Source organism: Vibrio satsumensis (assembly GCF_050337435.1).
GTDB lineage: Bacteria > Pseudomonadota > Gammaproteobacteria > Enterobacterales > Vibrionaceae > Vibrio > Vibrio satsumensis.
In genome coordinates this window covers 78,158-102,373 of sequence record NZ_JAKJSX010000015.1, presented here as the reverse complement: position 1 = coordinate 102,373, position 24,216 = coordinate 78,158, and the positions used below count along the sequence as shown (strand labels likewise).

At 46.1% G+C, this 24,216-nt stretch carries 18 protein-coding genes; 8 read left to right on the top strand and 10 right to left on the bottom strand.

Annotation, left to right across the window (positions count from 1 at the left end):
• Positions 1-62 precede the first annotated feature (62 nt).
• Together L4C44_RS19235 and L4C44_RS19230 are read left to right on the top strand one after the other, a co-directional pair.
• Positions 63-791: a glutathione peroxidase gene (locus tag L4C44_RS19235; protein WP_048659171.1), complete on the top strand. Its 729-nt coding sequence runs from the start codon at positions 63-65 to the stop codon at positions 789-791.
• 262 nt (positions 792-1,053) lie between these two features.
• On the top strand, positions 1,054-2,520 hold the full coding sequence (locus L4C44_RS19230) for a dihydrolipoyl dehydrogenase (RefSeq protein WP_428805582.1): 1,467 nt from the start codon (positions 1,054-1,056) through the stop codon (positions 2,518-2,520).
• 159 nt (positions 2,521-2,679) lie between these two features.
• Here the strand turns inward: L4C44_RS19230 and L4C44_RS19225 are convergent, their stop codons facing one another.
• Positions 2,680-3,027: a RidA family protein gene (locus L4C44_RS19225; protein WP_004729674.1), complete on the bottom strand. Its 348-nt coding sequence runs from the start codon at positions 3,025-3,027 to the stop codon at positions 2,680-2,682.
• Positions 3,028-3,114: 87 nt separating this feature from the next.
• On the opposite strand from L4C44_RS19225, the gene L4C44_RS19220 reads away from it, so the two are divergent.
• Entirely contained in the window at positions 3,115-3,363 is a 249-nt protein-coding gene (locus L4C44_RS19220; protein ID WP_428805581.1) for a DUF3624 domain-containing protein, read from the top strand.
• Positions 3,364-3,617: 254 nt separating this feature from the next.
• Here L4C44_RS19220 and argH read toward each other — a convergent pair whose 3' ends face one another.
• The 4 genes from argH to argC form a co-directional block, all read right to left on the bottom strand.
• A complete protein-coding gene (argH, locus tag L4C44_RS19215; RefSeq protein ID WP_048659175.1) occupies positions 3,618-5,492 on the bottom strand; it encodes an argininosuccinate lyase in 1,875 nt (624 codons plus the stop codon).
• Positions 5,493-5,839: 347 nt separating this feature from the next.
• Positions 5,840-7,051, bottom strand: a complete 1,212-nt coding sequence (locus L4C44_RS19210; RefSeq protein WP_017632086.1) for an argininosuccinate synthase — start codon at positions 7,049-7,051, stop codon at positions 5,840-5,842.
• 113 nt (positions 7,052-7,164) lie between these two features.
• Positions 7,165-7,953 (bottom strand): acetylglutamate kinase, encoded by a 789-nt coding sequence (argB, locus tag L4C44_RS19205; RefSeq protein WP_017063686.1) that lies wholly within the window; start codon positions 7,951-7,953, stop codon positions 7,165-7,167.
• 12 nt (positions 7,954-7,965) lie between these two features.
• Positions 7,966-8,970, bottom strand: a complete 1,005-nt coding sequence (argC, locus tag L4C44_RS19200; RefSeq protein ID WP_373949036.1) for an N-acetyl-gamma-glutamyl-phosphate reductase — start codon at positions 8,968-8,970, stop codon at positions 7,966-7,968.
• 154 nt (positions 8,971-9,124) lie between these two features.
• Here argC and argE point away from each other — a divergent pair, with 154 nt between their 5' ends.
• The 3 genes from argE to L4C44_RS19185 all read left to right on the top strand — a co-directional run bounded on the left by argE (position 9,125) and on the right by L4C44_RS19185 (position 14,038).
• Complete coding sequence (gene argE / locus L4C44_RS19195; RefSeq protein ID WP_428805580.1) at positions 9,125-10,261, top strand: acetylornithine deacetylase; 1,137 nt, start codon at positions 9,125-9,127, stop codon at positions 10,259-10,261.
• A 251-nt stretch (positions 10,262-10,512) separates the two neighbouring features.
• Positions 10,513-13,149, top strand: a complete 2,637-nt coding sequence (gene ppc, locus L4C44_RS19190; RefSeq protein ID WP_428805579.1) for a phosphoenolpyruvate carboxylase — start codon at positions 10,513-10,515, stop codon at positions 13,147-13,149.
• A 349-nt stretch (positions 13,150-13,498) separates the two neighbouring features.
• Positions 13,499-14,038 (top strand): PadR family transcriptional regulator, encoded by a 540-nt coding sequence (locus L4C44_RS19185; protein WP_010435321.1) that lies wholly within the window; start codon positions 13,499-13,501, stop codon positions 14,036-14,038.
• Positions 14,039-14,207: 169 nt separating this feature from the next.
• Here the strand turns inward: L4C44_RS19185 and metF are convergent, their stop codons facing one another.
• The 3 genes from metF to L4C44_RS19170 form a co-directional block, all read right to left on the bottom strand.
• Positions 14,208-15,107, bottom strand: coding sequence for a methylenetetrahydrofolate reductase (gene metF, locus L4C44_RS19180; RefSeq protein ID WP_004729683.1), 900 nt, complete (start codon positions 15,105-15,107; stop codon positions 14,208-14,210).
• Positions 15,108-15,362: 255 nt separating this feature from the next.
• Positions 15,363-17,774, bottom strand: coding sequence for a bifunctional aspartate kinase/homoserine dehydrogenase II (locus L4C44_RS19175; protein WP_428805578.1), 2,412 nt, complete (start codon positions 17,772-17,774; stop codon positions 15,363-15,365).
• A 2-nt stretch (positions 17,775-17,776) separates the two neighbouring features.
• A complete protein-coding gene (locus L4C44_RS19170) occupies positions 17,777-18,958 on the bottom strand; it encodes an O-succinylhomoserine (thiol)-lyase (RefSeq protein ID WP_086715811.1) in 1,182 nt (393 codons plus the stop codon).
• 208 nt (positions 18,959-19,166) lie between these two features.
• Between L4C44_RS19170 and metJ the strand changes: the two genes are divergently transcribed.
• Complete coding sequence (gene metJ / locus L4C44_RS19165) at positions 19,167-19,487, top strand: met regulon transcriptional regulator MetJ (RefSeq protein ID WP_004415993.1); 321 nt, start codon at positions 19,167-19,169, stop codon at positions 19,485-19,487.
• A gap of 206 nt (positions 19,488-19,693) precedes the next feature.
• On the opposite strand, the gene L4C44_RS19160 is transcribed toward metJ, so the two are convergent.
• Positions 19,694-21,001 (bottom strand): malic enzyme-like NAD(P)-binding protein, encoded by a 1,308-nt coding sequence (locus L4C44_RS19160; RefSeq protein ID WP_146492423.1) that lies wholly within the window; start codon positions 20,999-21,001, stop codon positions 19,694-19,696.
• A gap of 332 nt (positions 21,002-21,333) precedes the next feature.
• Positions 21,334-21,552, bottom strand: a complete 219-nt coding sequence (gene rpmE, locus L4C44_RS19155) for a 50S ribosomal protein L31 (protein WP_076656772.1) — start codon at positions 21,550-21,552, stop codon at positions 21,334-21,336.
• Between the two features lie 331 nt (positions 21,553-21,883).
• Between rpmE and priA the strand changes: the two genes are divergently transcribed.
• The gene (priA, locus tag L4C44_RS19150) at positions 21,884-24,085 is read left to right on the top strand and encodes a primosomal protein N' (RefSeq protein ID WP_428805577.1); all 2,202 of its coding nucleotides are present in this window, start codon (positions 21,884-21,886) and stop codon (positions 24,083-24,085) included.
• The last annotated feature ends 131 nt before the right edge of the window (positions 24,086-24,216 follow it).

Sequence of the window (24,216 nt, the reverse complement as noted above, 5' to 3'; positions counted from 1 at the left end):
AGCAACGAAAAACGTTAAGCTCTAATAGAACAAAATTAAAAATACTATTTAAGGAAATCAATATGTTTGCATCTAAAGAAGGTCAATCAATCCCTCAAGTAACATTCCCAACTCGCCAAGGCGATGCATGGGTTAACGTAACGACAGAAGAGCTTTTCAAAGACAAGACAGTTATCGTATTCAGCCTACCAGGTGCGTTTACGCCAACATGTTCTTCAAGCCACCTACCTCGTTACAACGAACTACACTCAGTGTTCAAAGAAAACGGCGTTGATGACATCCTTTGTGTTTCTGTAAACGACACGTTCGTAATGAACGCATGGAAAGCAGACCAAGAAGCGGAAAACATCACATTCATCCCGGATGGCAACGGTGATTTCACAGACGGCATGGGTATGCTAGTTGAGAAAAACGACATCGGCTTCGGCAAACGTTCATGGCGCTACAGCATGCTGGTTAAGAACGGCGTGGTAGAGAAAATGTTCATCGAAGAAGACGTACCAGGCGACCCGTTCAAAGTTTCTGATGCAGATACTATGCTTAACTACCTTGCTCCTGAGCACAAAGAGCAAGAGTCAATCACAGTATTCACTAAGCCAGGCTGTCCTTTCTGTATGAAAGCGAAACAGAACCTAATCGACAAAGGTCTAAACTACGAAGAAGTGGTTCTAGGTAAAGACGCTACAACAGTAAGCCTACGTGCAATCTCTGGTCGCACAACAGTTCCTCAAGTCTTCATCGGTGGCAAACACATCGGTGGCAGTGAAGAACTAGAAGCTTTCCTAGGTTAATCACTTAGTCGCTAATAAACGCTTAGCAATTAAATGACCTAGCAATATCAGCTAACCCACCCTCTTGTGGGTTAGCGATTCCAAACCACTCTAATGTGAGCTTTGGAAAAAGAATATAGCCAGTGGCTCGCTAACCTAAGAGTCACAAGCTAAACCTAATAAAACAGAACAACAAAACTGACCCGTTATCCTGACTCTCAAAAAATCACCAGAGTTGGAGGGGTTCGTTCAAACAAAATTTAGCCATTGCGAGAAAATTATTATGAAACAAGTCAATGTAGATGTAGCAGTTATCGGGGGCGGTACGGCAGGTCTAGGTTCTTACCGCGCTGCAAAAGCACACACTGACAGTGTCGTGATGATTGAAGGCGGCCCTTACGGTACAACCTGTGCTCGTGTTGGTTGTATGCCATCTAAACTGCTTATTGCAGCTGCAGAAAGTGTACATCACATCGAGAAAGCTCCGGCTTTTGGCGTTCACCCACAAGGTGATATCGTGATTAACGGCCGTGAAGTGATGGACCGAGTGAAATTTGAACGTGACCGTTTTGTTGGTTTTGTTTTAGAAGGTGTTGATGAAATCCCAGAGCAAGACAAGATCTCTGGCTACGCAAAGTTCTTAGACGACAACACGCTACAAATCGATGACCACACGGTTGTCACCGCTAAGCGTATTGTTATCGCGACCGGCTCTCGCCCTGCATACCCTGCAGTTTGGAATGAACTTGGTGACCGCCTAATCATTAACGATGACGTGTTCAGCTGGGATGATTTACCAGAGTCGGTTGCGGTATTTGGCCCAGGCGTTATTGGCCTAGAGCTTGGTCAGTCATTACACCGCCTAGGAGTAAAAACAAAACTGTTCGGTTTAGGTGGTCAAGTTGGCCCAGTAACCGACCCAGAAATCATGGCGTATGCAGATAAAGCCTTCAATGAAGAGTTCTACCTTGATGCTGACGTGAAAATCGAAAGCATGAAGCGCATTACCACAGAATCAGGTGAAGATCGAGTCGAAATCCAGTTCATCAATAAGCAAGGTGAGCTAGAAACTAACGTCGTTGAGTATGTGCTGGCAGCAACAGGCCGTCGTCCTAACACTGATAAGCTTGACCTAGAGAATACCTCTCTTGAGCTTGATGAGCGTGGTGTTCCAATTGCCGACCACTATACGCTACAAACATCACTGCCATCGGTATTTATTGCCGGTGATGCAAGTAACCAACTGCCTCTACTGCATGAAGCAGCTGACCAAGCACGTATTGCGGGTGATAATGCAGGTCGCTTCCCTGAGATTCGCGCAGGCTTACGCCGCTCTAAAATCTCTGCGGTATTCTCTGACCCACAAATCGCGATGGTTGGTGAAACATACAAAGAGATCATAACCCGCTTAGGCACATGTGGTTGTTTCGCAACCGGTGAAGTGTCTTTCGAGAACCAAGGTCGTTCACGAGTGATGCTACGCAACAAAGGTATTCTGCACGTTTACGGCGAGCAAGGTACAGGCCGTTTCCTTGGTGCTGAGATGATGGGACCAAACGCAGAACATTTGGCTCACTTACTCGCATGGGCACACCAGAAAAAGATGACGGTTTCTGAAATGTTGGATATGCCATTTTACCACCCAGTAATTGAAGAAGGTGTACGAACAGCGCTACGTGACCTGAATGCGAAACTGCACCTTGGTCCAGAGATGGTGAAACACTGTCTAGATTGTGGCCCTGGTTGTTAATCTCAGGCTATCGTTAGCAATGAGCAAACGCTAGATACTAAAAAGGAAAGCCATTGGCTTTCCTTTTTGTTTTTGGCTTCGAGCATCGTCATTCCAGAGCCGAGGGACGAGGTATTTGGAATCTCTTGAAGCCATGGCTTGTCGCTAAAAACTTAGCGATTACTTCTCAGCAGCAATCACAGAGATCTCAACAAGTAACGCTTCACGAGCCATGTCGCCAGTCACACATGCGCGAGCTGGAGCGTGACCTTCTGGAACCCATGCATCCCAAACTGCATTCATTTCTTGGAAGTCTTTCATGTCTTTCAAGTAAATCGTTGCTGACAGCATATGTTCTTTGTCGCTACCCGCTTGCTCAAGTAGGGCTTCCACTTTATCCAGCATCGTTTGTGTTTGCTCAGTGATGTCTTTTGTTGCATCAGCACACACTTGGCCACATAGGTAGATAGTGCCGTTGTGTTTAACAATACGGCTCATGCGTTGTTTGGTTTCTTGACGCTCAATCATCGACTTTCTCTCTCTGTGTCACCGTGATCCAATATCTTGTGACGTGTTATTATCAAGGCAACAAGCATAACGCGAATCAAACCCAAGATGACATGCATTCATTGCAATAAAAATGAAAAAATCTTCAACAAACTCGGTCGTTGCCAACGTTGTATGAATCAGCTCACGGTGTTGTCGATATTAAGTTGGGGAGTATGGTGGCTGTTTTTCAGGGAAGACCCAAAAACCATCAACGCCATCGCTTTGATGATGGCAGCTTTCGCATTCAGTGGCTTATTGTCGTTGCATTGGATAATGAAGTTTTTGGTGCTGCCTTTAAGGAACAAAAAGCGTTAGCAGCAGTGTTTGTTAGATAGGCAATAATGGTTAGATGATAGGTTCAATACTCCGATAATTGGTCACAACAATCGAACGAGTATAATTTCCCAAACAGCAAATAGAAAAAAGCCCCAGAACCAATCGATTCTAGGGCTTTCTTAGAAAATTCTAAGAAAAAGCAGTGGTACTTTAATAGACCGGGCTTTTCTTAGTTTGTTCCCAAAAAAGATCAGATTTTTGATCTTTTTTTTAGGGACTATAAAATCAATGCCTTATGCAACATTCACCTTAGCAATTATCTGCTCGACCAAGTTCACTTCCAACGCCACTTCATCACACGCATGTTGACGAGGGCACTGGTCACAATCTTTCAATACCTTCTCAGGTAGCAGAGATTTCGATGTCGGTAAGAAGTCATGCTTCATAAAGAACTCAGGAGTACGAGTCAGTACGAACACTTTCTTGATTGCCATTTGGCGAGCCTTCTCAACAAGGTGCTGCACGATTGCAGTCCCCTGCCCTTGACCTTGCCAGCCAGCTTCAACACCCAACGAACGAATTTCCGCTAAGCCAGAGTCATACACATAAAGTGATGCACAACCTGTCACTTCACCATGATGTTCTGCGACAGCGAATGAGCCAATATCACGCACCAGTTCATTACGAGAGCGAGGCAGGTTTTCACCCATGTTCGCCCAGTAAGCCACCATGCCTTCCAATGCTTCAATGTCAGTCAAACGAGCAGGACGAACCTTAACGATAGAGGTGTCACGCTGCGCCAAACGTTTCTCAGCTTGGTCTACTGCGTAAGCCACTTGCTGTGGTGATACACCACCTAGTGCGCTACGTTTTTCAAGACACGATTCAATGGTCAGGATGTCATATACATCCTCTTCAATCACCTCAGAGAACTCTTTCATCTCTGCGATGGTTAATTCTTCTAATGCGCAGCCTTTCGCAATCGCCGCCACTACCGTCACACCAACAATATGGTGAGCTTCACGGAAAGGAATGCCTTTCGCTACTAAGTAATCAGCCAGTTCCGTAGAGTTCGCATAACCTTGCTTCGCTGCTTCAAGTGTACGTTCGCCGTTCACTTTAATGCCGTCAAAACAAAGTGCCGCCATTTCCATACAATCATTCCAAGTATCTAAAGCGTCAAACAGACCTTCTTTATCTTCTTGCATGTCTTTATTGTACGCCAAAGGCAGAGCTTTTACTGTCATCATCATTGCAGCTAATGAACCGTAAACACGGCCCGTTTTGCCACGGATAAGTTCTAGCGCATCCGGGTTTTTCTTCTGTGGCATCAGAGATGAACCTGACGTCACGGTGTCTGCTAACTCGATGAAGTTTGATTCACCAGAGTTGTAGAAAATCATATCTTCTGCAAGACGCGAAAGGTGAAGCATAGAGATAGAAGCGATCGACATCAGCTCCATCACATGGTCACGGTCAGATACAGAATCTAGAGAGTTGCGCGTTGCACGACGGAAACCTAAGTTGTGAGCTAACTCTTCACGGTCCATCGGGTAAGCGGTTCCTGCAAGGGCACCAGAACCCAGCGGACATGTATCTAGACGCTTAATCGCATCATTCAAACGTGAATAGTCACGCTCAAGCATTTCAACGTAAGCCAAGCACCAGTGAGCAAAAGTTACTGGCTGGGCACGTTGTAAGTGAGTGTAGCCAGGCAGAACGGTTTCTTGATGCTGAGAGGCAACGTTCACCATTTGGCTCTGCAGACGATCAAGCGCTAGCAGTAGTTGGTTACCTTGCTGACGGCACCATAGTTTCAGATCGGTCGCCACTTGGTCATTACGAGAACGTCCCGTGTGAAGCTTTTTACCCAAGTCACCGACTTTGCCGATAAGTTGTTGCTCAACCCAGCTGTGAATATCTTCTGCATCAGAACGTAGAATCTGTTCAGGATCTTCCATCACCTCAAGTTTTAGCTCATTCAGCGCTAACTCAAGCTTCTGTTGCTCTTCTTCTGTTAATACGTTGACCGACAGTAGAGCTTTAGACCAGGCAATTGAGCCCACAATGTCTTGCTCAGCCAATCGGTAATCAAAACGAAGAGAATCGTTAAAATCTTTGAACCGGGTGTCTGCTGCTTGGGTAAATCTACCGCCCCATAATGCCATTGTGTATCTCCTAATTGCACAGTGCTCACTGTTTTTGCAAATGATAATTCTGATTAAGATTCAGTATTTTTCTGATGGTTTAAACTTACGGCAATTCAAAATGAAAATAAAGTATTAATTCATTATTTTCACATATTTATTCACCACAAGTTGAATCCATTGATTATTTTCAGCGTGGAGCACGAATTATATGCCATTCGATAGTAAAAACCGAAGCTGATTTATTAGGCGAATAGAAACTAAAAAGCCCACTCACTAATCAATAGTGAATGGGCTTTGCATAATAATGTCTGTTTACTGACCTTTAATTTTTCATCAAAGGCTAGCTCACTAACTCATTGTTAGGATTACTTTTGGCTATTCAGAGCACGGATACGGCTTGATAGCGAATAAAGACGAATGAAGCCTTCAGCGTGGCTTTGGTCGTAAACTTCATCTTCACCAAAGGTTGCAAACTCTTCTGAGTATAGGCTGTTGTCAGAACGCTTCTGAGTTACCGTTGCATGGCCTTTGTAAAGCTTGATAACCACTTCACCATTCACGTCTTGTGCTAGCTCTTCTGTCGCTGCAAGGATTGACTTACAAAGCGGAGTGAACCAACGACCGTCGTATACAAGGTGAGAAGCTTTAACACCCAGCTCTTCACGGAATTCGAATGCCGCTTTATCAAGAACTAGCTGCTCTACTGCACGTAGTGCTTCCATCATGATGGTGCCACCCGGAGTTTCGTAACAGCCACGTGACTTCATACCAACAAGACGGTTTTCTACGATATCGATACGACCAACACCGTGCTTAGCGCCCTTCTCATTTAGGTAAACCAGTGCGTTGTACGGCGTCATTGTTTCGCCATCAACCGCAACCACTTCGCCTTTTTCAACTTTAAGCGTTACTGTTTCAGATTCGTTTGGCGCTTGCTCTGGGTCTACAGTCCAAGCCCAGCAATCTTCGTTTGGCGCATTCCATGTATCTTCTAGAACGCCACCTTCTGTAGAGATGTGCCATGCGTTTGCATCACGCGAGTAAATCTTAGTAAGAGAAGCAGTACAAGGGATGTTACGTTCTGCTAGGTAATCTAGACACTCTTCACGGCTCACTAGATCCCACTCACGCCATGGTGCAATTACGTGTAGGTCTGGTGCTAGTGCTGCGAATGCACCTTCAAAACGAACTTGGTCATTACCTTTACCAGTACAACCGTGACACAGTGCGTCAGCACCTACTTTTCGTGCTACTTCAACCTGCGCTTTCGCGATGATTGGACGAGCCATAGAAGTACCTAGTAGGTATTTACCTTCGTAGTAAGCGCCTGTTTTTAGTGTTGGGTAGATGTAATCTGCCACCATCTCTTCTTTAAGGTCAGCGATGTAACACTCTGAAGCACCCGAAGCTTTTGCTTTCTCTTCGATACCAATCAACTCTTCGTCGCCTTGACCAACATCCGCGACAAACGCAACCACTTCACAGTCATAGTTCTCTTTCAACCATGGGATGATTACTGATGTGTCTAGACCGCCAGAGTAGGCTACTACAACTTTCTTTACGTTAACTTTGCTCATTTTCTTTCTCCTAGTTTCCATACTGCACATGGCGGTCAGCGTTGGAAATGACTTCATAATTATATGTTTATTTAGTTTGTCTAAATTCTTTAAGTAGTGACTCGTTGTGAGAACTACTGAGGTAAAAACTGTGTTCCTATGCTTTTACCTGAAAACAGTTGTGTTAGCTTTTCTGGGTATCGCCAAGTAGCAACTTCGATTGGTCGTCCGAGGTCGTTAGCTGCTTCTAGTGCGGCTTGAACCTTGACGATCATGCCGTCGGTAATTACTTTGCCTGCGATAAGGTCATCGGCTTGTTGTTGATTAAGGCTTGGAATGAGGTGGCCTTTGCCATCCAACACACCACTTACATCAGAAAGAAGTACCAGCTCAGCATCTAGTGCGCCAGCAACGGCAACCGCAGCTTGGTCGGCATTGACGTTCATCAGTTGACCTTGTTCAGTCAGACCAATTGAACTGATGATTGGCAGCGCGCCAGCATTAAGAATCGCTTGCAAGACGGTTGAGTCGCCCGGCTCCGCTTTTCCTACTGCACCCAGCTCAGGGTTCAGTTCGCTCACTTTGCATAAACCACCATCCGCTAGGCTCAAACCAACGGCATTGATACCGTCTTTAATCGCCTGACCTTGAAGTAATTTATTCGCCGTACCCGCTAGTGCACCAGCAATCACAGGGATCTGATCATAAGGAGTAACACGTAACCCTTCTTTCTTAACGGTTTCGAGGTTCAACTTATTCATCAAATCATCAACAAGGTAACCACCACCGTGAACAATCACGATTGGTCGTTGTGCTTGTTGTTGGTAAGCAGAGATAGCACCAAATAACTTGCTAAGTGTTTCACCACAAGATAGCGCAGCGCCACCTAACTTTATGATTAATGGTTGATTATTAAGGCTCATATCTAGATTTCCTTACACTAACGCAGTTAATGGCGCAAAACCATAACGTAAATTTAAACACTGCATCGCTTGGCTAGATGCACCCTTTAATAAGTTATCAATCGCTGAAACAACGATGATGTGCTGACCTTGAACCTTCCAACCTAAATCACAGAAAGGTGTATGTTCTACGTCTTGAATTCTTGGCAATGTCTCTTCGAGTAATCTCACCGCAGGTTTACCTTGGTAAGCTTGCTCAAAAGCATCTTGTATCTGTTGTTCTGTCACGCCTTCAGCCAGTTTCATGGTGATGGTCGCTAAAATACCGCGCTTAAAGTTGCCGAGGTGCGGAGTGAAAATCACATCACATCCTAAGTGTGCAGCCATTTCAGGTTGATGACGGTGATTGAATACGCCGTAAGCTTGCAGACTCACTTCGCAGAAACTGTTAACCATGGTCGCCTTACGACCCGCTCCTGTAACACCACTCGTTGCGTTAATCACAGGCCATTGGCTCTCATCCAGTAACTTCGCTTCAACCAAAGGCTTAATCGCCAATTGTGATGCGGTTGGGTAACAACCCGCGACTGCGACAAGTTGAGCTTCTTTAATCGCTTGCTCATTCCATTCCGCTAAACCGTAAGCGGCTTTATCTAGCCATTGCTCGTGTTGGTGTTCAAAACCGTAGAACTCTTGGTAAAAGTTCTCGCCTTTCACTCTGAAGGCTCCCGATAGGTCGAACACTTGGCAATCGTTCTCTAGAAAGATTGGCGCTAGGTCATGGCTTACTTCGTGTGCAGTGGCTAAGAAAATCACATCAGACTGCTTTGCCACTTCTTCTGGATTCGTTAATGGTTGTACTGGCATATCAATCAAGCCAGCTAACTTACCGTGCAATGCCGCAATAGGTTTACCTGCGTCTACACTATTGGCTGAGACATATAAACCTGATAGCGTGAGCTCAGGGTGTCTGTTTATCATTAGAGCCAGTTCTGCTCCTGTGTAGCCGCTTGCGCCAATGATCGTGGTTTTCAACATCTCAACACATCCATTTCTGAGGTAAGTTACATTTCAAAATTTGACTATTCATACTTAATTTTTAGCTTTATTTGATTTCTTATGCATTAAATATGATTTAATATGTGTTTTACCGACTTATAGTTTTCCTGTCAATAGTAGAAGTGAAGATATTATGCAATTACCGAGTTTCCTTGAGGTCTATAAAGGCCTAATTTCCACCGACTCTATTAGTTCTACTGATCCAAGCTGGGATCATGGCAACGAGAAAGTGATCGAAAAAATGGCCCAATGGTTTAAAGACCTGGGCTTTAGCGTAGAAGTCGTGGAAGTTGAGCCTGGCAAGCATAATATGATCGCAAAAATGGGCTCGGGTGAAGGCGGCTTATTATTGGCCGGGCACAGCGATACCGTGCCATTTGATGAAGGGCGTTGGAATTTCGACCCTCACGCATTGACAGAACACAACAATCGCTTCTACGGATTAGGCACCGCCGACATGAAAGGGTTTTTTGCTTTTGTGTATGAAGCGGCTAAAAAGATGGATTGGAGCAAACAGGCGAAGCCACTTTATGTATTGGCAACCTGCGATGAAGAGACCACCATGCTAGGCGCGCGTCACTTCACGGAGAATGCACCATTTAAACCGGACTACTGCATCATTGGCGAACCCACTAGCCTAGTGCCAATTCGCGGGCACAAAGGCCACGTAGCAAATGCGGTGCGAGTAACCGGCAAATCAGGTCACTCTTCTGATCCTGCATTAGGCGTCAACGCCATCGAGATCATGCATGAAGTATTGTTTGCTTTAATGCAGCTGCGTGACAAGTTAGTCAAAGAGTACCATCACCCGGGTTTCGCGATCCCTAGCCCAACACTAAACCTTGGTCATATTCATGGCGGTGACAGCGCTAACCGTATCTGTGGATGCTGTGAGCTGCACTACGATGTGCGTCCTTTGCCGGGTATCAGCTTAGATGGCTTGGACAACATGCTGCGCAGCGCATTGAAAGAAGTAGAAGCAAAATGGCCGGGCAGAATTGAGATCACTCCGCTACACGAACCTATCCCGGGCTACGAGTGCCAACACGACCATCCATTTATCGGTGGCATGGAATCAGTTTGCGAAACTGAATCACAAACCGTGAACTACTGTACAGAAGCACCTTTCCTTCAAGAACTTTGCCCAACCTTAGTTTTGGGTCCAGGCTCAATCGACCAAGCCCACCAGCCGGATGAGTTCTTAAGCTTCGATTTTATCGACCCAACGATTGATGTTCTGAGTAAATCGATCCGTAAATATTGTTTCTAGTTATTACTAGCTATCCGATATTTTTGTATAAAAGCCACCCGAAAAGGTGGCTTTTATTCTGTTATCTCTTGTACAGCCTGATCTTGTAATTAAATTTCACTTTATTCCGAAGCATTGAAAAATTTACTTCTCCCGCATTTCTAAACCTAATAATTGCAAACTTAGAATGCTTTATTTGACTAGATACAGCAGTTTTCGCTAGATTGTGTACTTAACAAGGAACAATGGATGTAATTTTTTTACGAGGCAGGATGATAATGAACGAGAAATACGCCGCTCTCAAGAGTAACGTAAGCATGCTGGGACGCTTGCTAGGTAACACAATCCAAGATGCACATGGTGACGTTATCTTAGAGAAAGTGGAGACTATCCGTAAACTTTCCAAATCCGCCCGCGCAGGCAACAAAGCTGACCGTGACAGCCTAGTTGAAGAAATCAAAAACCTGCCGAACGAACAACTCACTCCTGTTGCTCGTGCATTTAACCAATTTCTCAACCTCACCAACATGGCAGAGCAGTACCACACGATCTCTCGCCACTGTGAGGAGCATGTTTGTGAACCAGACGTGCTGCAATCTCTATTTTCCAAATTAAATCAGAATGACATCAGCAAGCTAGACGCCGCACAAGCCGTTCGCGACCTGAACATTGAACTCGTTCTAACGGCACACCCAACAGAAATCACTCGCCGTACCATGATCAACAAACTGGTTAAGATCAACGAGTGTCTATCTAAATTAGAATTAAGCGACCTATCACACAAAGAGCGCGTGAAAACAGAACGTCGCCTAGAGCAACTTATCGCTCAAGGTTGGCACTCTGATGTAATTCGTCAGCAACGCCCGACTCCACTTGATGAAGCTAAATGGGGCTTTGCGGTTGTCGAAAACTCGCTTTGGGAAGCTGTGCCAGATTTCCTACGTGAAATGGATGGTCGACTAAAAGGTTACCTTGGTGAAGGCCTGCCAATCGATGCTCGTCCAGTACACTTCTCATCTTGGATGGGCGGTGACCGCGATGGTAACCCATTCGTAACACACACCATCACTAAAGAAGTACTGCGCCTATCTCGCTGGAAAGCCGCAGACCTTTACCTAGGCGACGTGAACGAGCTGATTACCGAACTGTCGATGACTAAGTGTAATGATGCCGTTCGTGAGCTAGCGGGGGACGAGCACGAAGCTTACCGTGCAATCCTAAAGAGCCTACGAACTCTGCTGAACAACACGTTAGAAGTGCTTGATGCGAAACTGCATGATGCGGAAGTACCAAAGAAAGAAACACTACAGAACATCGACCAACTTTGGACACCGCTGTACGCGTGTTACCAATCGCTGCACGAATGTGGCATGGGCGTAATCGCGGACGGCTCTCTGCTTGATACCTTACGCCGCCTAAAAGCATTCGGTGTACACCTAGTGCGTCTCGATGTTCGTCAAGAAAGTACACGTCACTCAGATGTGCTGTCTGAACTGACTCGCTACCTAGGCATTGGCGATTACGACCAGTGGAGCGAGCAAGACAAGATCGCTTTCTTAACCAATGAATTAAGCTCAAAACGCCCACTACTTCCTCGTGATTGGGAGCCATCTGAACAGGTTAAAGAGGTTTTAGACACCTGTAAGGTCATTGCTGCTCAACCTCGTGAAGCGTTTGGTGCTTACGTTATCTCTATGGCTCGTACTGCATCGGATGTACTGGCTGTTCACTTGTTGTTGCAAGAATGTGGTTGCCCATACCGCATGGACGTATGCCCGCTGTTCGAAACGCTAGACGACTTGAACAACTCAGAAGCAGTAATGAAGCAGCTAATGAGCATCGACTTGTACCGTGGCTTTATCCAGAACCACCAAATGGTGATGATTGGATACTCTGACTCAGCAAAAGATGCTGGCGTAATGTCTGCAGGCTGGGCTCAATACGATGCGATGGACAAGCTGGTTAAGGTTTGCGACGAAGAAGGCATTGAACTGACTCTATTCCACGGCCGTGGCGGTACGGTTGGTCGTGGTGGTGCTCCAGCGCACGCTGCTCTTCTTTCTCAGCCACCTAAGAGCTTGAAAGGCGGTCTACGTGTAACTGAACAAGGTGAAATGATCCGCTTTAAACTTGGCTTGCCAGATGTTGCGGTAAACAGCTTCAACCTATACGCAAGTGCGATTCTAGAAGCAAACCTTCTGCCGCCACCAGAGCCTAAACAAGAGTGGCGCGACCTAATGGAAGTGCTGTCTCAAGTCTCTTGTGAGGCTTACCGTAACGTGGTTCGTGGTGAAGAGAAATTCGTACCTTACTTCCGACAAGCGACGCCTGAACTGGAGCTAGGTAAACTGCCTCTTGGTTCTCGCCCTGCTAAGCGTAACCCGAACGGCGGCGTAGAAAGCCTACGTGCGATTCCATGGATCTTCTCTTGGAGCCAAAACCGTTTGGTACTTCCTGCATGGTTAGGCGCGGGTGAAGCGATTCAGTACTCTGTAGACCAAGGCCATCAAGCTCTGCTTGAAGAGATGTGTCGCGAGTGGCCGTTCTTCTCTACCCGTCTAGGTATGTTGGAAATGGTGTACTCGAAGTGCAACATGGAAATCGCTAAGTACTACGACCAACGTCTTGTTGACGAAGAGCTATTACCGTTAGGTGAATTGCTGCGTGAACAGCTGCAAAAAGACATCAAAGCAGTGCTGAATGTAGAAAATAACGAGAACTTGATGCAGAGCGACCCTTGGGGACTTGAATCAATTCGCCTACGTAACATCTACGTTGAGCCACTAAACATGCTTCAAGCAGAGCTGCTTTACCGTACTCGTAAGTGTGAAACACCACCAGCAGAGCTAGAAGAAGCGCTAATGGTGACGATTGCAGGCATTGCAGCAGGCATGCGAAACACTGGTTAATTAGTGATTCCTACTATTCAATAGACAAAAGGTCGCCTAGTGCGACCTTTTTATTTCACAAAATAAGCAATACTGAGTTTTTTGTCAGTTTTTTGGGTTATTTTGTCCATGTATTCTACTTTATGCTTATTATTTAGATATACTACTGCTCCGCTGCGGAAACACTCCAAAAAAATAATCTGCAGCAACTTGACCAATAAACTGGTCAACCTAGGTGATAAACGGCTTTGTAAGGTGACATAACCAACCGATGAGTTGGTGCTACTTAGACATAACCAATATAACGTGCCATTAGAAGCACACTTGTTGTTTAAGTATTTGTTTACTGTTTACCATTTGGATTTCAGACATGTCATTACCACACGTAATTCTAACCGTTTTAAGTACACGCGATGCTACTGGTTACGATATCACAAAAGAATTCTCCGCAAGCATTGGTTACTTCTGGAAAGCTAGCCACCAACAAGTTTACCGCGAGCTAAATAAAATGGCTCAGAACGACCAGGTAACTTGCGTGCTTGAGCCTCAAGAAGGCAAACCTGATCGTAAAGTTTACTCTATCACCGATGCTGGCCGTGGCGCGCTAGGTGAATGGTTTGAACAACCAACTGCACACCCAACAGTTCGTGACGAGTTCTCAGCTAAGCTAATGGCTTGTGCTGTACAACCTTCTGACGCTTACCGTGTACAACTTGCTGAACTAGTAGAAGAGTCTCGCAAACTGGTTTCTCACTACAAAGAAATCGAAGCAGCTTACTACGCAACGCCATCGACACTAGATAAGCAAGCACGTCTTGAACGTCTAACACTTCGTCGTAACCTACTTATCCGTGAAGCATGGATTGTATGGGCTGAAGAAGTACTGCTTGAACTTGGCGCTCTAGCTTAAGCTAGAAGCTAGAAGCTAGAAGCTAGAAGCTAGAAGCTAGAAGCTAGAAGCTAGAAGCTAGAAGCTAGAAGCTAGAAAAGCAAAAGGCTTGAACTCTATGAGTCCAAGCCTTTTTTGTATCTATAGGATTTGAAAGTTTGCAGCCAGAGGCTGTTTACAAACGCTTTAATTACAGCGCAGCAACCTGTGGGCGAACGCCTAACGTATGGCAAAGTGCGTAGGTCATTTCTGCACGGTTTAGGGTGTAGAAGTGGAAATCTTTCACACCTTCACGGCTCAGCGTACGAACCATATCGATCGCTTGGCTAGCACCAACTAACTGACGAGTGGTTGGATCATCATCCAAACCTTCAAATTGCTTCGCCATCCAACCTGGTACTTTTACGTTGTTCATCGCAGCAAAGCGCGACGCTTGCTTAAAGTTAGACACCGGTAAGATGCCCGGTACAATCTCAACATCCACACCAGCCGCTACACAACGGTCACGAAAACGTAGGTAGCTTTCTACATCAAAGAAGAACTGAGTAATTGCACGGTTAGCACCGGCATCCACTTTACGCTTTAGGTTAATAAGATCTGATTGAGCGCTTTTTGCTTCAGGGTGAACCTCAGGGAATGCCGCTACTGAGATATCAAAATCGTGGCGAGATTTAAGTAACTCTACTAGGTCAGATGCGTACATCTCTGGCGCACCACCACCTGCTGGAATATCACCACGTAGCGCAACAATACTCTCGATACCATTCGCCCAGTAATCGTCAGCGATTTGAATCAGCTCTTCGCGGCTCGCATCAATACACGTTAGGTGCGGTGCAGCCACTAGGCCGGTTTGGTTCTTAATTTCTTTAATGATTGAGTGGGTACGATCACGCTCACCCGAGTTTGCACCGTAGGTTACCGATACAAATTTTGGTTGAAGTGTTTTAAGACGGTGGACAGAGTTCCACAGGGTCTCTTCCATCTTCTCACTGCTTGGTGGAAAAAACTCAAATGACACATTGATGTTGTCAGAAAGCTCAGCGATATTCTGATTTAAAGCGTCGATATGACTAGCGTGTGTGTATCCCATCTTACTCTCCCTGTGGCAAAAGCAACCACTAAAAACTCAAATCCTTAAACGACGTTTAGACGTCTATATGTCTGTAGAATGTATTGAATACGATTTAATGTCAACAGATCCATTATGAATTTTTCTCAAGTAGATCTTGAGTAAAACTCAAGTCGCTAGATCGATCGCAAAGCAGAAATAATGCAGAAAAAAGGCTGAAAAACACATCCTGCTTTCAGCCTCATTTATCTTAGTGAATAGTATGCTATTTAGGATTTAAAACAGACTAGACATTCTGTTTAGGTCAGATTGAATTGCACCAGCCGTTACTTCACGACCAGCACCCGGGCCACGAATAACCAATGGATTATCTTTGTACCATTTGCTCTCAATCGCAAAGATATTATCGCAAGGCAGCAAGTTCGCTAGAGCGTGTTCTTTAGACAGAGCTTCAACGCCTACGGTTGCCTTACCGTTCTTCTCCAAACGCGCTACGTAACGCAGAACTTTCTGTTGAGAGTGCGCTTTTTCCAAACGCTCAGCCAACTCTTCGCTCAGTACAGAAGCTTTGTCGAAGAAGTCATCCACAGATAGCTCTTGCAGCTCTGCAGGTACGAGAGATTCTACTTTTACGTTTTCAGGTTCGATATCCAAACCCGACTCACGCGCCAGAATCACCAGCTTACGCATCACATCTGAACCATCTAGGTCAGCACGCGGGTCTGGTTCAGTCAGGCCTTGTTGCCATGCTAAGTCGACTAACTCGCTGAACGGCACCGTGCCATCAAACTGCTGGAACAACCAAGACAGCGTGCCAGAGAAAATACCCGACAGCGCAATGATGTCATCGCCACTTTCACGTAGGTCACGTACCGTGTGGTTAATCGGTAAGCCTGCACCCACTGTCGCGTTGTACAACCAATGACGGCTGATCTTAGCGAAAGCATCTTGTACTTGATGGTAATACTCACTCGATGCAGAACCAGCCACCTTGTTCGCCGAGATCAGGTGGATACCTTGTTGTGCAATTTGCAGGTACTTTGCTGCAAGCACAGGGCTTGCAGTCACATCGAGAACCACTGCTTCGTCATAACCCTGAATAGACCCCAAACGCTCTAACCAGTCGTTACCATTGTTGGCAATCGCTTCATCATCAAAACGCTTGCTCACCGAGGTCGCATCAATGCCTTGATCGTCGAACCAATAGGTTTGGCTATCAACTACCGCAACCAACTCAAAGTTCATTCCACGACGCTTTTCAAGTTCCGCTTTTTGCTCAGAAAACAGGCTTAACCAGCTTGAACCAATGTTGCCCTTACCACACAAGGCTATCGCAACACGCTTCTGCGCTTGGAACAGTTGAGAGTGAATGCCTTTCACTAGACTTGATGTTTCACTCTTACGAATCACAGCCACCAAGCTTAAGCCTGAGTTCGCTTCTGAGATGAACTCAACCGGTGAGCTCTTAAGCTGCTGGTAGAAACCGTAACAATGGTTCGGGTTCTTCGTTACGCCCGCACCTACCGCAGCAATTAGAGAGAAACCTTCTTTTAGCTTAATCTCAGCTTCAATCGCATGGTCTTGTAGATATTCTAATGCACCACCAGCGATCTCTTCCGTATAGGCAAGACGCAAGCAGTGTTGATCCGGTTCAAGCTCATAAGCCAGCGGCTCCAGTTGAGCGCGTTTAAGCCCTTCAAGCACTTCACTCTCTAGACGATCGAAATCATGGCCGTGACCAAAGGTCAGCTGCACGATAAGAACTTCATCCAGAGAAGTAATGATTTTGGCGCCACGCCCCGATGCCAGTACACGCTCTATCTGTGTAGAGCCCGCCTCCGGCTGATAGCTGCAGCGTAAGCTGAGATCCATAGCACTTTGAGCCACAGGCTGTAGCGTTCGACTGTGAAGCACTGGAGCCGCTAAACGAGCTAATTCACTGGCCTCATCAAGACGAAGCAGAGGTAGTAAGCACGCATCCGATACCAAACGAGGGTCTGCGCTGTATACACCAGCTACATCACTCCAAATTGTTACGCGTTCAACCTCAGCCAAAGCACCAATTACAGTTGCTGAGTAATCCGAACCGTTACGGCCGAGTAGAACCGTTGCACCCTCAGTATTTTGAGCCATAAAGCCAGTAATAACGACACGGCAATGTGCATGCTGCGCCAAAGCTTCTTTAATCAGAGGATAAGAGCGTGCGCGGTCAACTTCAGGTTGAGCACCTACTTCTGCACGCAAAAAGGCACGAGCATCTTGAGCAACCGCTTGTAAATCATGTTGGCACAACAAAGCGGCTAACAGACGTGAAGACCAAACCTCACCGTGTCCTAGCACTTGTGCTTTTTGCGCTTCGCTTAGAGGAGCCGTTAACTCACCCAAAGCGGTAAATTCTTGCTGAATAGTGGCCGTTAGCTGAGCCGCAGACTCACCTTCAAGCAGCGCTTCAATCAGCTCAAGTTGGAACTGACGAAGTGCTTGCAAACATTCGTGAGCGATACGACCATCTTTATCGAGCGCTTCAACAAACTCAATCAAGCGGTTAGTTGTTTTACCCGCTGCCGACACCACGACCAAGTCAGTGGCTGATGAGTATTCTCTAAGAATGTTGACCACGCGCTGGTAACACTCAGGATTCGCTAAGCTGCTACCACCAAATTTATGTAGCTGGCGAAAGGTTGCCATTATTAACCCTCCCCTTCAGCAATAAAGCCTTGTGTCTTTTCAAACGCTTGCTTGAGGTCATCAATCAAGTCTTCTGCATCTTCAAGACCAACAGAAAGACGCAGTAACTGTTGAGAAACACCCGCTTCTGCCAGCGCTTCTTCGCCCATTGCACGGTGAGTCATCGACGCAGGGTGACAAATCAAGCTTTCCACACCACCCAGCGATTCCGCCAAAGAGAACAGCTCTAACTTATCAACAAAGTATTTAAGCGCCTCGAATGAGCCCGCAAACTCAAAGCTCAGCATTGAACCAAAGCCAGACTGCTGCTTCTTCGCGATATCATGACCCGGATGTTCAGGAAGGCTTGGGTGGTAAATCGTGCCGACGAGCTCTTGCTGCTGCAGAGACGCCAGAATTTCACGTGAGCTTTCTTCGTGAACTCGCATACGCGCACCTAGCGTACGAATACCACGTAGAGTCATGTAGCTATCAAATGGTGTGCCGGTCGCACCAATACAGTTGCCCCACCATGCTAGCTCTTCAGCGTGCTCTTCAGTTTTCGTGACGACAACGCCACCAATAACGTCCGAGTGTCCGTTGATGTACTTGGTGGTTGAGTGGATAACAAAATCCGCACCCAGTTCTAAAGGCTTTTGGAACACTGGAGTCAAAAACGTGTTATCGACAGCAACCAGAGCACCAACCTCTTTCGCTTTACGGCAAGTTTCTGCAATATCAACCACACGAACCAAAGGATTCGATGGTGTTTCAATTAAGATCAACTTTGGCTTAAGCGCGATCGCCGCATCCAGCGCCGCTTGATCCGATTGATCAACGAACAGAACTTTAAAGTCACCTTTGAGTGAGCGAGTGTTAAACAGACGGTAAGTACCGCCGTAGCAGTCGTGTGGTGCGATAATAAGATCATCGCCGCCTAGGAAAGCAGAAACCCATAAGTTAAGCGCCGAGGTACCACAATTAGTGACAACCGCGCCTTTACCCGATTCAAGCTCAAACAGTGCCGTTTCTAATAAACCGCGGTTTGGGTTACCAGAACGGGTGTAATCGTACTTTGGCACTTCACCAAAAGCGGGAAACCCATAGTTAGTCGAAAGATAAATAGGTGGGACAACGGCATGGTGTTGCGTGTCTGACTCGATACCAGTACGTACTGCGATGGTTGCTGGCTTCCGGCTGCTCATAGGTGCTTCCTTACAAGTTTTGCGTCTGAGAATCACAGCTGCTTGTCGGCATTTTGCGGCTGTGTTAGATATATGTTATTCACTTTACTTTCATAAACGTGAGACGTCAACACTTCTAGACGTCTATATGTCTTTGCTTATGGCGGTAAATCCCGCTAAAATCACCACTATTAATTTATTCTAACAACTAAAGTGATGAAGGTACGCAATGGCCGACTGGAATGGTGAATACATAAGCCCATATGCTGAGCATGGAAAGAAAAGCGAACAAGTAAAGAAGATTACAGTTTCTATCCCTCTAAAAGTGTTAAAGGTTCTAACTGACGAGCGTACTCGCCGCCAGATTAACAACCTACGCCATGCAACAAACAGTGAGCTACTGTGCGAAGCCTTTCTACATGCGTACACAGGCCAACCACTACCAACGGATGAAGACCTTCGTAAAGACCGTCCTGACGATATCCCTGCTGAAGTGAAAAAGCTGATGACAGAAATGGGCATCGAGTTCGAAGCGTTTGACGAAGAATAAAAACAACTCAGTCACTGCCTTCATTATTGATTCGCTCTAGCTGAACCCTATTTATCACACCGCGCATTGTTTTTTATGACTGCGCTGTGCATGATAGACATAAAAAACCGACTCCATATGAGTCGGTTTTTTATTATTCTTTTCGTCTCGATAACGAAACGACGATACCAGAAGATTATGTCATCCAGTCTCTATGCCATATGCTTCTATGCCATGTAGTTAGCAGGCATCTCGATACGAGCTACGCCAGATTCAACAGCCGCTTCTGCTACTGCTTTTGCTACGCGAGGAAGTAGACGTGGGTCCATTGGCTTAGGAATGATGTAACCCTTACCGAACTCCAGTGCAGTCTCGCCCGCAGCTGCTAGTACTTCAGCTGGAACTTCTTCTTTCGCCAGTTCACGAATCGCTTTAACCGCCGCTAGCTTCATTTCGTCATTGATTTCGCTCGCACGCACGTCTAGTGCACCACGGAAAATGAATGGGAAACAAAGTACGTTGTTTACTTGGTTAGGGTAATCACTGCGGCCTGTACCCATGATAAGGTCAGAACGAACTTCGTGAGCAAGCTCAGGCTTGATCTCTGGATCTGGGTTTGAACAAGCAAACACAACTGGCTTATCGGCCATCAACGTTAGTGCTTCAGCAGGCAGTAGGTTAGGACCCGATACACCCAAGAACAGGTCAGCGCCTTCGATAACATCTTCAAGCGTACGCTTGTCGGTATTGTTTGCGAACAGCTCTTTGTATTCGTTTAGGTCATCACGACGAGTGTGGATCACACCTTTACGGTCAAGCATGTAGATTTTTTCACGCTGAGCGCCACACTTAATCAGTAGTTCCATACAAGCAACCGCTGCTGCGCCAGCACCTAAACAAACGATCTTACACTCTTCAAGTTTCTTACCTTGAAGTTCGATCGCGTTTAGCATACCCGCAGCTGTCACAATCGCAGTACCGTGTTGGTCATCGTGGAATACCGGAACATCACAACGTTCAATCAGGCGACGTTCAATCTCAAAACAGTCTGGTGCTTTGATGTCTTCCAGGTTAATACCGCCGAATGTATCTGCGATATTCGCAACCGTATCAACGAACTCATCGATTGTGCGGTGTTTTACTTCAATATCGATAGAATCTAAACCAGCAAAACGCTTAAACAGGAGCGCTTTACCTTCCATAACAGGTTTAGAAGCAATAGGACCAAGGTTACCTAGGCCAAGAATCGCTGTACCGTTAGAGATAACTGCAACCATGTTGCCTTTACCTGTGTACTTATAAACGTTATCGACGTTCTGTGCGATCTCGCGAACAGGCTCGGCTACGCCTGGGCTGTATGCAAGTGCTAGGTCTTCTGCAGAGTTTGCAGGCTTCGTCAGTTCTACGGCAATTTTGCCAGGAATTGGGAACTCATGGTAATCAAGAGCTTGCTGACGGAATTGTTCTTGAGGCGATAACGATTTTTCAGATGATAACGCTTGAGAGGATTGAGCTTGGCTGCTGTCTTCAGACATAGGTGTAGGTTCCTAGGATATTATTATTTGGGGGATCTTGTTCATGTTAATGGATGTACTTCAAAGTTCCTAGGTGGTTGAAGCCTCTGTCTCATTAAAAAACGAGATTTCACTACTAATAAGACCAGTGAGCAGTTGAAATTACTGTCGCTTGTTGAACTTTCGAGCTGAATTTGGTGAAGAGAGATACGCAAGGAATTGCCCTGCAATAGAAAGGTAGGCACCTTATCGTTAGGCGGGATTGAAGCTTGAATGAAAGTCACTGCTTTCTCAAATTACAGGCAACAAAAAAGGACACCGAAGTGTCCTTTTTCATGTCTAAATAGCGAGAATTACTTCTTGCTAGAAAGAGCACCGAAACGCTTGTTGAAGCGATCAACACGGCCGCCAGTATCTACGATACGTTGCTTACCAGTGTAGAACGGGTGACATTTGTCACATACGTCTAGGTGGATTGATTCTTTTGCTAGCGTTGAGTTGAACTCAAATGTGTTGCCGCAAGAACAAGTTGCAGAAACTGCTTTGTATTCTGGGTGGATTCCAGCTTTCATGGGATAACCTCAAGTAGGCCGTGTCGCTATACGATTCTAAGCCGCACACCACACGTAGTTTAAAAAAGAAATAAAGACACCGCATCGACACAAAAGAGTGATGAAGCCATACCTTTAAGGCGCAGTATAGTAATGAATCTAAAAGGCAGGATCAACTGATTTGATACATTTTTCACCAATTCTCTCTTTATTTCCTTTATCGCCCTGAGATTTCGAGCTGTCGTTGTCTGTATACGTTAACTCGCCGCCTTCATCCAAACTGCTTCTCGAATTTAACCGCCTTATCCTTTAGACTGTTCGCTCTCGTCAACTCAGATAAAGCCGTCCCTTTATGCGTCCAATGATTGCCCGCGTGGCACTGCCTGTTCCACTCGACAAGCAGTTCGATTACAAGATTCCTAGCCATCTATTTCCGATTATTGGTGGACGAGTCTCTGTGCCTTTTGGACGACAAACCATAACCGGTATTGTAACGGCTCTGGTTAACGAATCTGAATTCGAGCTAGACAAGCTCAAACCCATTAAAGCCCTATTAGACAATCAGCCTGTTTGGCCGAAATCTGTCTATTCACTGTTAATGTGGTGCAGTCAATTTTATCAGTACCCTCTTGGCGAAACCTTTGCTAACGCCCTTCCGAGCGCTCTAAGAAAAGGCAAAGCCGCCGACTTCGCAACGCTGGTTGAGTGGCAGTTAACGCCATCAGGCAAAGACCAACTGATGCAAGGTTTTGGTCGCGCAGTCAAACAAGCCAAAGTGATGCACATGCTTGAGCACGGCCCCGTTCCCCATCAAGAGTTCATAGATGAAGAAGTTGGCAGCACCGTACTCAAGACACTAGAAGAGAAAGGCTGGATTGAATCGGTAGAGAAAAAGCCGAAGCGTCAGGCGTGGCCAGTTGTTCTTGAAAACGACCAAGACAAACCTAAGCTCAATGCTGAACAAGCCATCGCGATTGCGACCGTAAATAGCCAAACCGACTTTGGTTGTTTCCTGTTAGAAGGCGTCACTGGCTCAGGTAAGACCGAGGTTTACCTGAATATGATTAAGCCGATTCTCGATCAAGGTAAACAAGCGTTAGTGCTGGTGCCTGAGATTGGGCTCACCCCTCAAACGATTAACCGCTTTAAGCGACGCTTTAATGTGCCTGTTGAGGTTATCCACTCAGGTTTAAACGATTCTGAGCGACTGAATGCTTGGTTATCGGCGCGTGATAAAATAGCGGGCATCGTGATTGGTACCCGTTCAGCTCTGTTCACGCCGTTTGCGGATCTGGGCATTATCATTGTCGATGAAGAACACGACGCGTCTTATAAACAACAAGATAGCCTGCGCTACCACGCTCGAGATGTGGCGATCATGCGTGCTCATAAAGCACAGATTCCAGTGGTATTAGGCTCAGCAACCCCTGCTTTCGAAACACTACACAACGCGCAAATAGGTAAATACAGCCATCTGACTCTGACCTCACGTGCCGGTGCTGCACTGCCGACCACCAATAAGGTATTGGATGTTAAAGGAGAATATCTAGAAAGTGGCTTGTCTGCGTCGTTGATTGCAGAGATGCAAAGACACCTCAAAGCAGGCAACCAAGTGATGCTGTTCCTCAATCGCCGCGGGTTTTCTCCGGCATTGATGTGTCACGATTGTGGTTGGACAGCCGAGTGTAAGCGCTGTGATGCGTACTATACCTACCATCAATACAGTAATGAAATGCGCTGCCACCATTGTGGCTCGCAACAGCATATCGTGCACAATTGCCAAGGTTGTGGGTCTGCGAACTTAGTGACTGTGGGTGTCGGTACCGAGCAGTTAGAGGCTCAGCTTGGCCAACTATTCCCTGAATACAAAACCATTCGTATTGACCGTGACAGCACCCGCAGGAAAGGCAGCTTAGAAAGCGCACTAGAGTCGATTCGTAAGGGGGAATACCAAATTCTTATCGGTACGCAGATGCTTGCTAAGGGCCACCATTTCCCTGATGTGACACTCGTGGCGTTATTGGATGTCGATGGCTCTTTATACAGCAGTGACTTCCGAGCCTCTGAGCGTCTTGCTCAGCTTTTTATTCAAGTGGCTGGTCGTGCAGGTCGTGCTAGTAAGCCAGGTGAGGTGATCTTACAAACGCACCACCCAGAACACGGGTTGCTGCAGGCGCTACTACATAAAGATTATAACCACTTTGCTCAAACGGCCTTGGCAGAGCGTAAACAGGCTATGTTGCCACCTTATACCTTTATGACGCTGTTTAGAGCAGAAGCGAACGACACGCGCTTGGTGGAAGAGTTCTTACGTCAAGTTCGTCACACATTGGAATCGCATCCACTGTTTGATCAATATTGCATGGTGTTAGGGCCAACCCCGGCCCCGTTAGCAAAACGAGCGGGCAAATCTCGCTGGCAGTTAATCTTACAAACTCAGACGCGCTCGTTAATGCAGAAGCTATTAATGAGTGCCAAGCCGGCCATCAATATGTTACCTGCTGCGAAAAAAGTCCGTTGGTCACTCGATATTGAGCCGCAAGATTTGAGCTAAACCCACTTGGGTTAAAACTAATGATAAGTTTGTTCACAAATATTTCATATTTCTCGTGAGCAACTTCACACTAGTCATGTGATTTTTGTTAATCTAGCCGTAACTTTACACGGACTAAACGAATAAAATAT

Coding starts and splice junctions, on each gene's coding strand:
- L4C44_RS19235 (WP_048659171.1), top strand. CDS start 63: ATGTTTGCATCTAAAGAAGGTCAATCAATCCCTCAAGTAACATTCCCA.
- L4C44_RS19230 (WP_428805582.1), top strand. CDS start 1,054: ATGAAACAAGTCAATGTAGATGTAGCAGTTATCGGGGGCGGTACGGCA.
- L4C44_RS19225 (WP_004729674.1), bottom strand. CDS start 3,027: ATGATTGAGCGTCAAGAAACCAAACAACGCATGAGCCGTATTGTTAAA.
- L4C44_RS19220 (WP_428805581.1), top strand. CDS start 3,115: ATGACATGCATTCATTGCAATAAAAATGAAAAAATCTTCAACAAACTC.
- argH (WP_048659175.1), bottom strand. CDS start 5,492: ATGGCATTATGGGGCGGTAGATTTACCCAAGCAGCAGACACCCGGTTC.
- L4C44_RS19210 (WP_017632086.1), bottom strand. CDS start 7,051: ATGAGCAAAGTTAACGTAAAGAAAGTTGTAGTAGCCTACTCTGGCGGT.
- argB (WP_017063686.1), bottom strand. CDS start 7,953: ATGAGCCTTAATAATCAACCATTAATCATAAAGTTAGGTGGCGCTGCG.
- argC (WP_373949036.1), bottom strand. CDS start 8,970: ATGTTGAAAACCACGATCATTGGCGCAAGCGGCTACACAGGAGCAGAA.
- argE (WP_428805580.1), top strand. CDS start 9,125: ATGCAATTACCGAGTTTCCTTGAGGTCTATAAAGGCCTAATTTCCACC.
- ppc (WP_428805579.1), top strand. CDS start 10,513: ATGATAATGAACGAGAAATACGCCGCTCTCAAGAGTAACGTAAGCATG.
- L4C44_RS19185 (WP_010435321.1), top strand. CDS start 13,499: ATGTCATTACCACACGTAATTCTAACCGTTTTAAGTACACGCGATGCT.
- metF (WP_004729683.1), bottom strand. CDS start 15,107: ATGGGATACACACACGCTAGTCATATCGACGCTTTAAATCAGAATATC.
- L4C44_RS19175 (WP_428805578.1), bottom strand. CDS start 17,774: ATGGCAACCTTTCGCCAGCTACATAAATTTGGTGGTAGCAGCTTAGCG.
- L4C44_RS19170 (WP_086715811.1), bottom strand. CDS start 18,958: ATGAGCAGCCGGAAGCCAGCAACCATCGCAGTACGTACTGGTATCGAG.
- metJ (WP_004415993.1), top strand. CDS start 19,167: ATGGCCGACTGGAATGGTGAATACATAAGCCCATATGCTGAGCATGGA.
- L4C44_RS19160 (WP_146492423.1), bottom strand. CDS start 21,001: ATGTCTGAAGACAGCAGCCAAGCTCAATCCTCTCAAGCGTTATCATCT.
- rpmE (WP_076656772.1), bottom strand. CDS start 21,552: ATGAAAGCTGGAATCCACCCAGAATACAAAGCAGTTTCTGCAACTTGT.
- priA (WP_428805577.1), top strand. CDS start 21,884: ATGCGTCCAATGATTGCCCGCGTGGCACTGCCTGTTCCACTCGACAAG.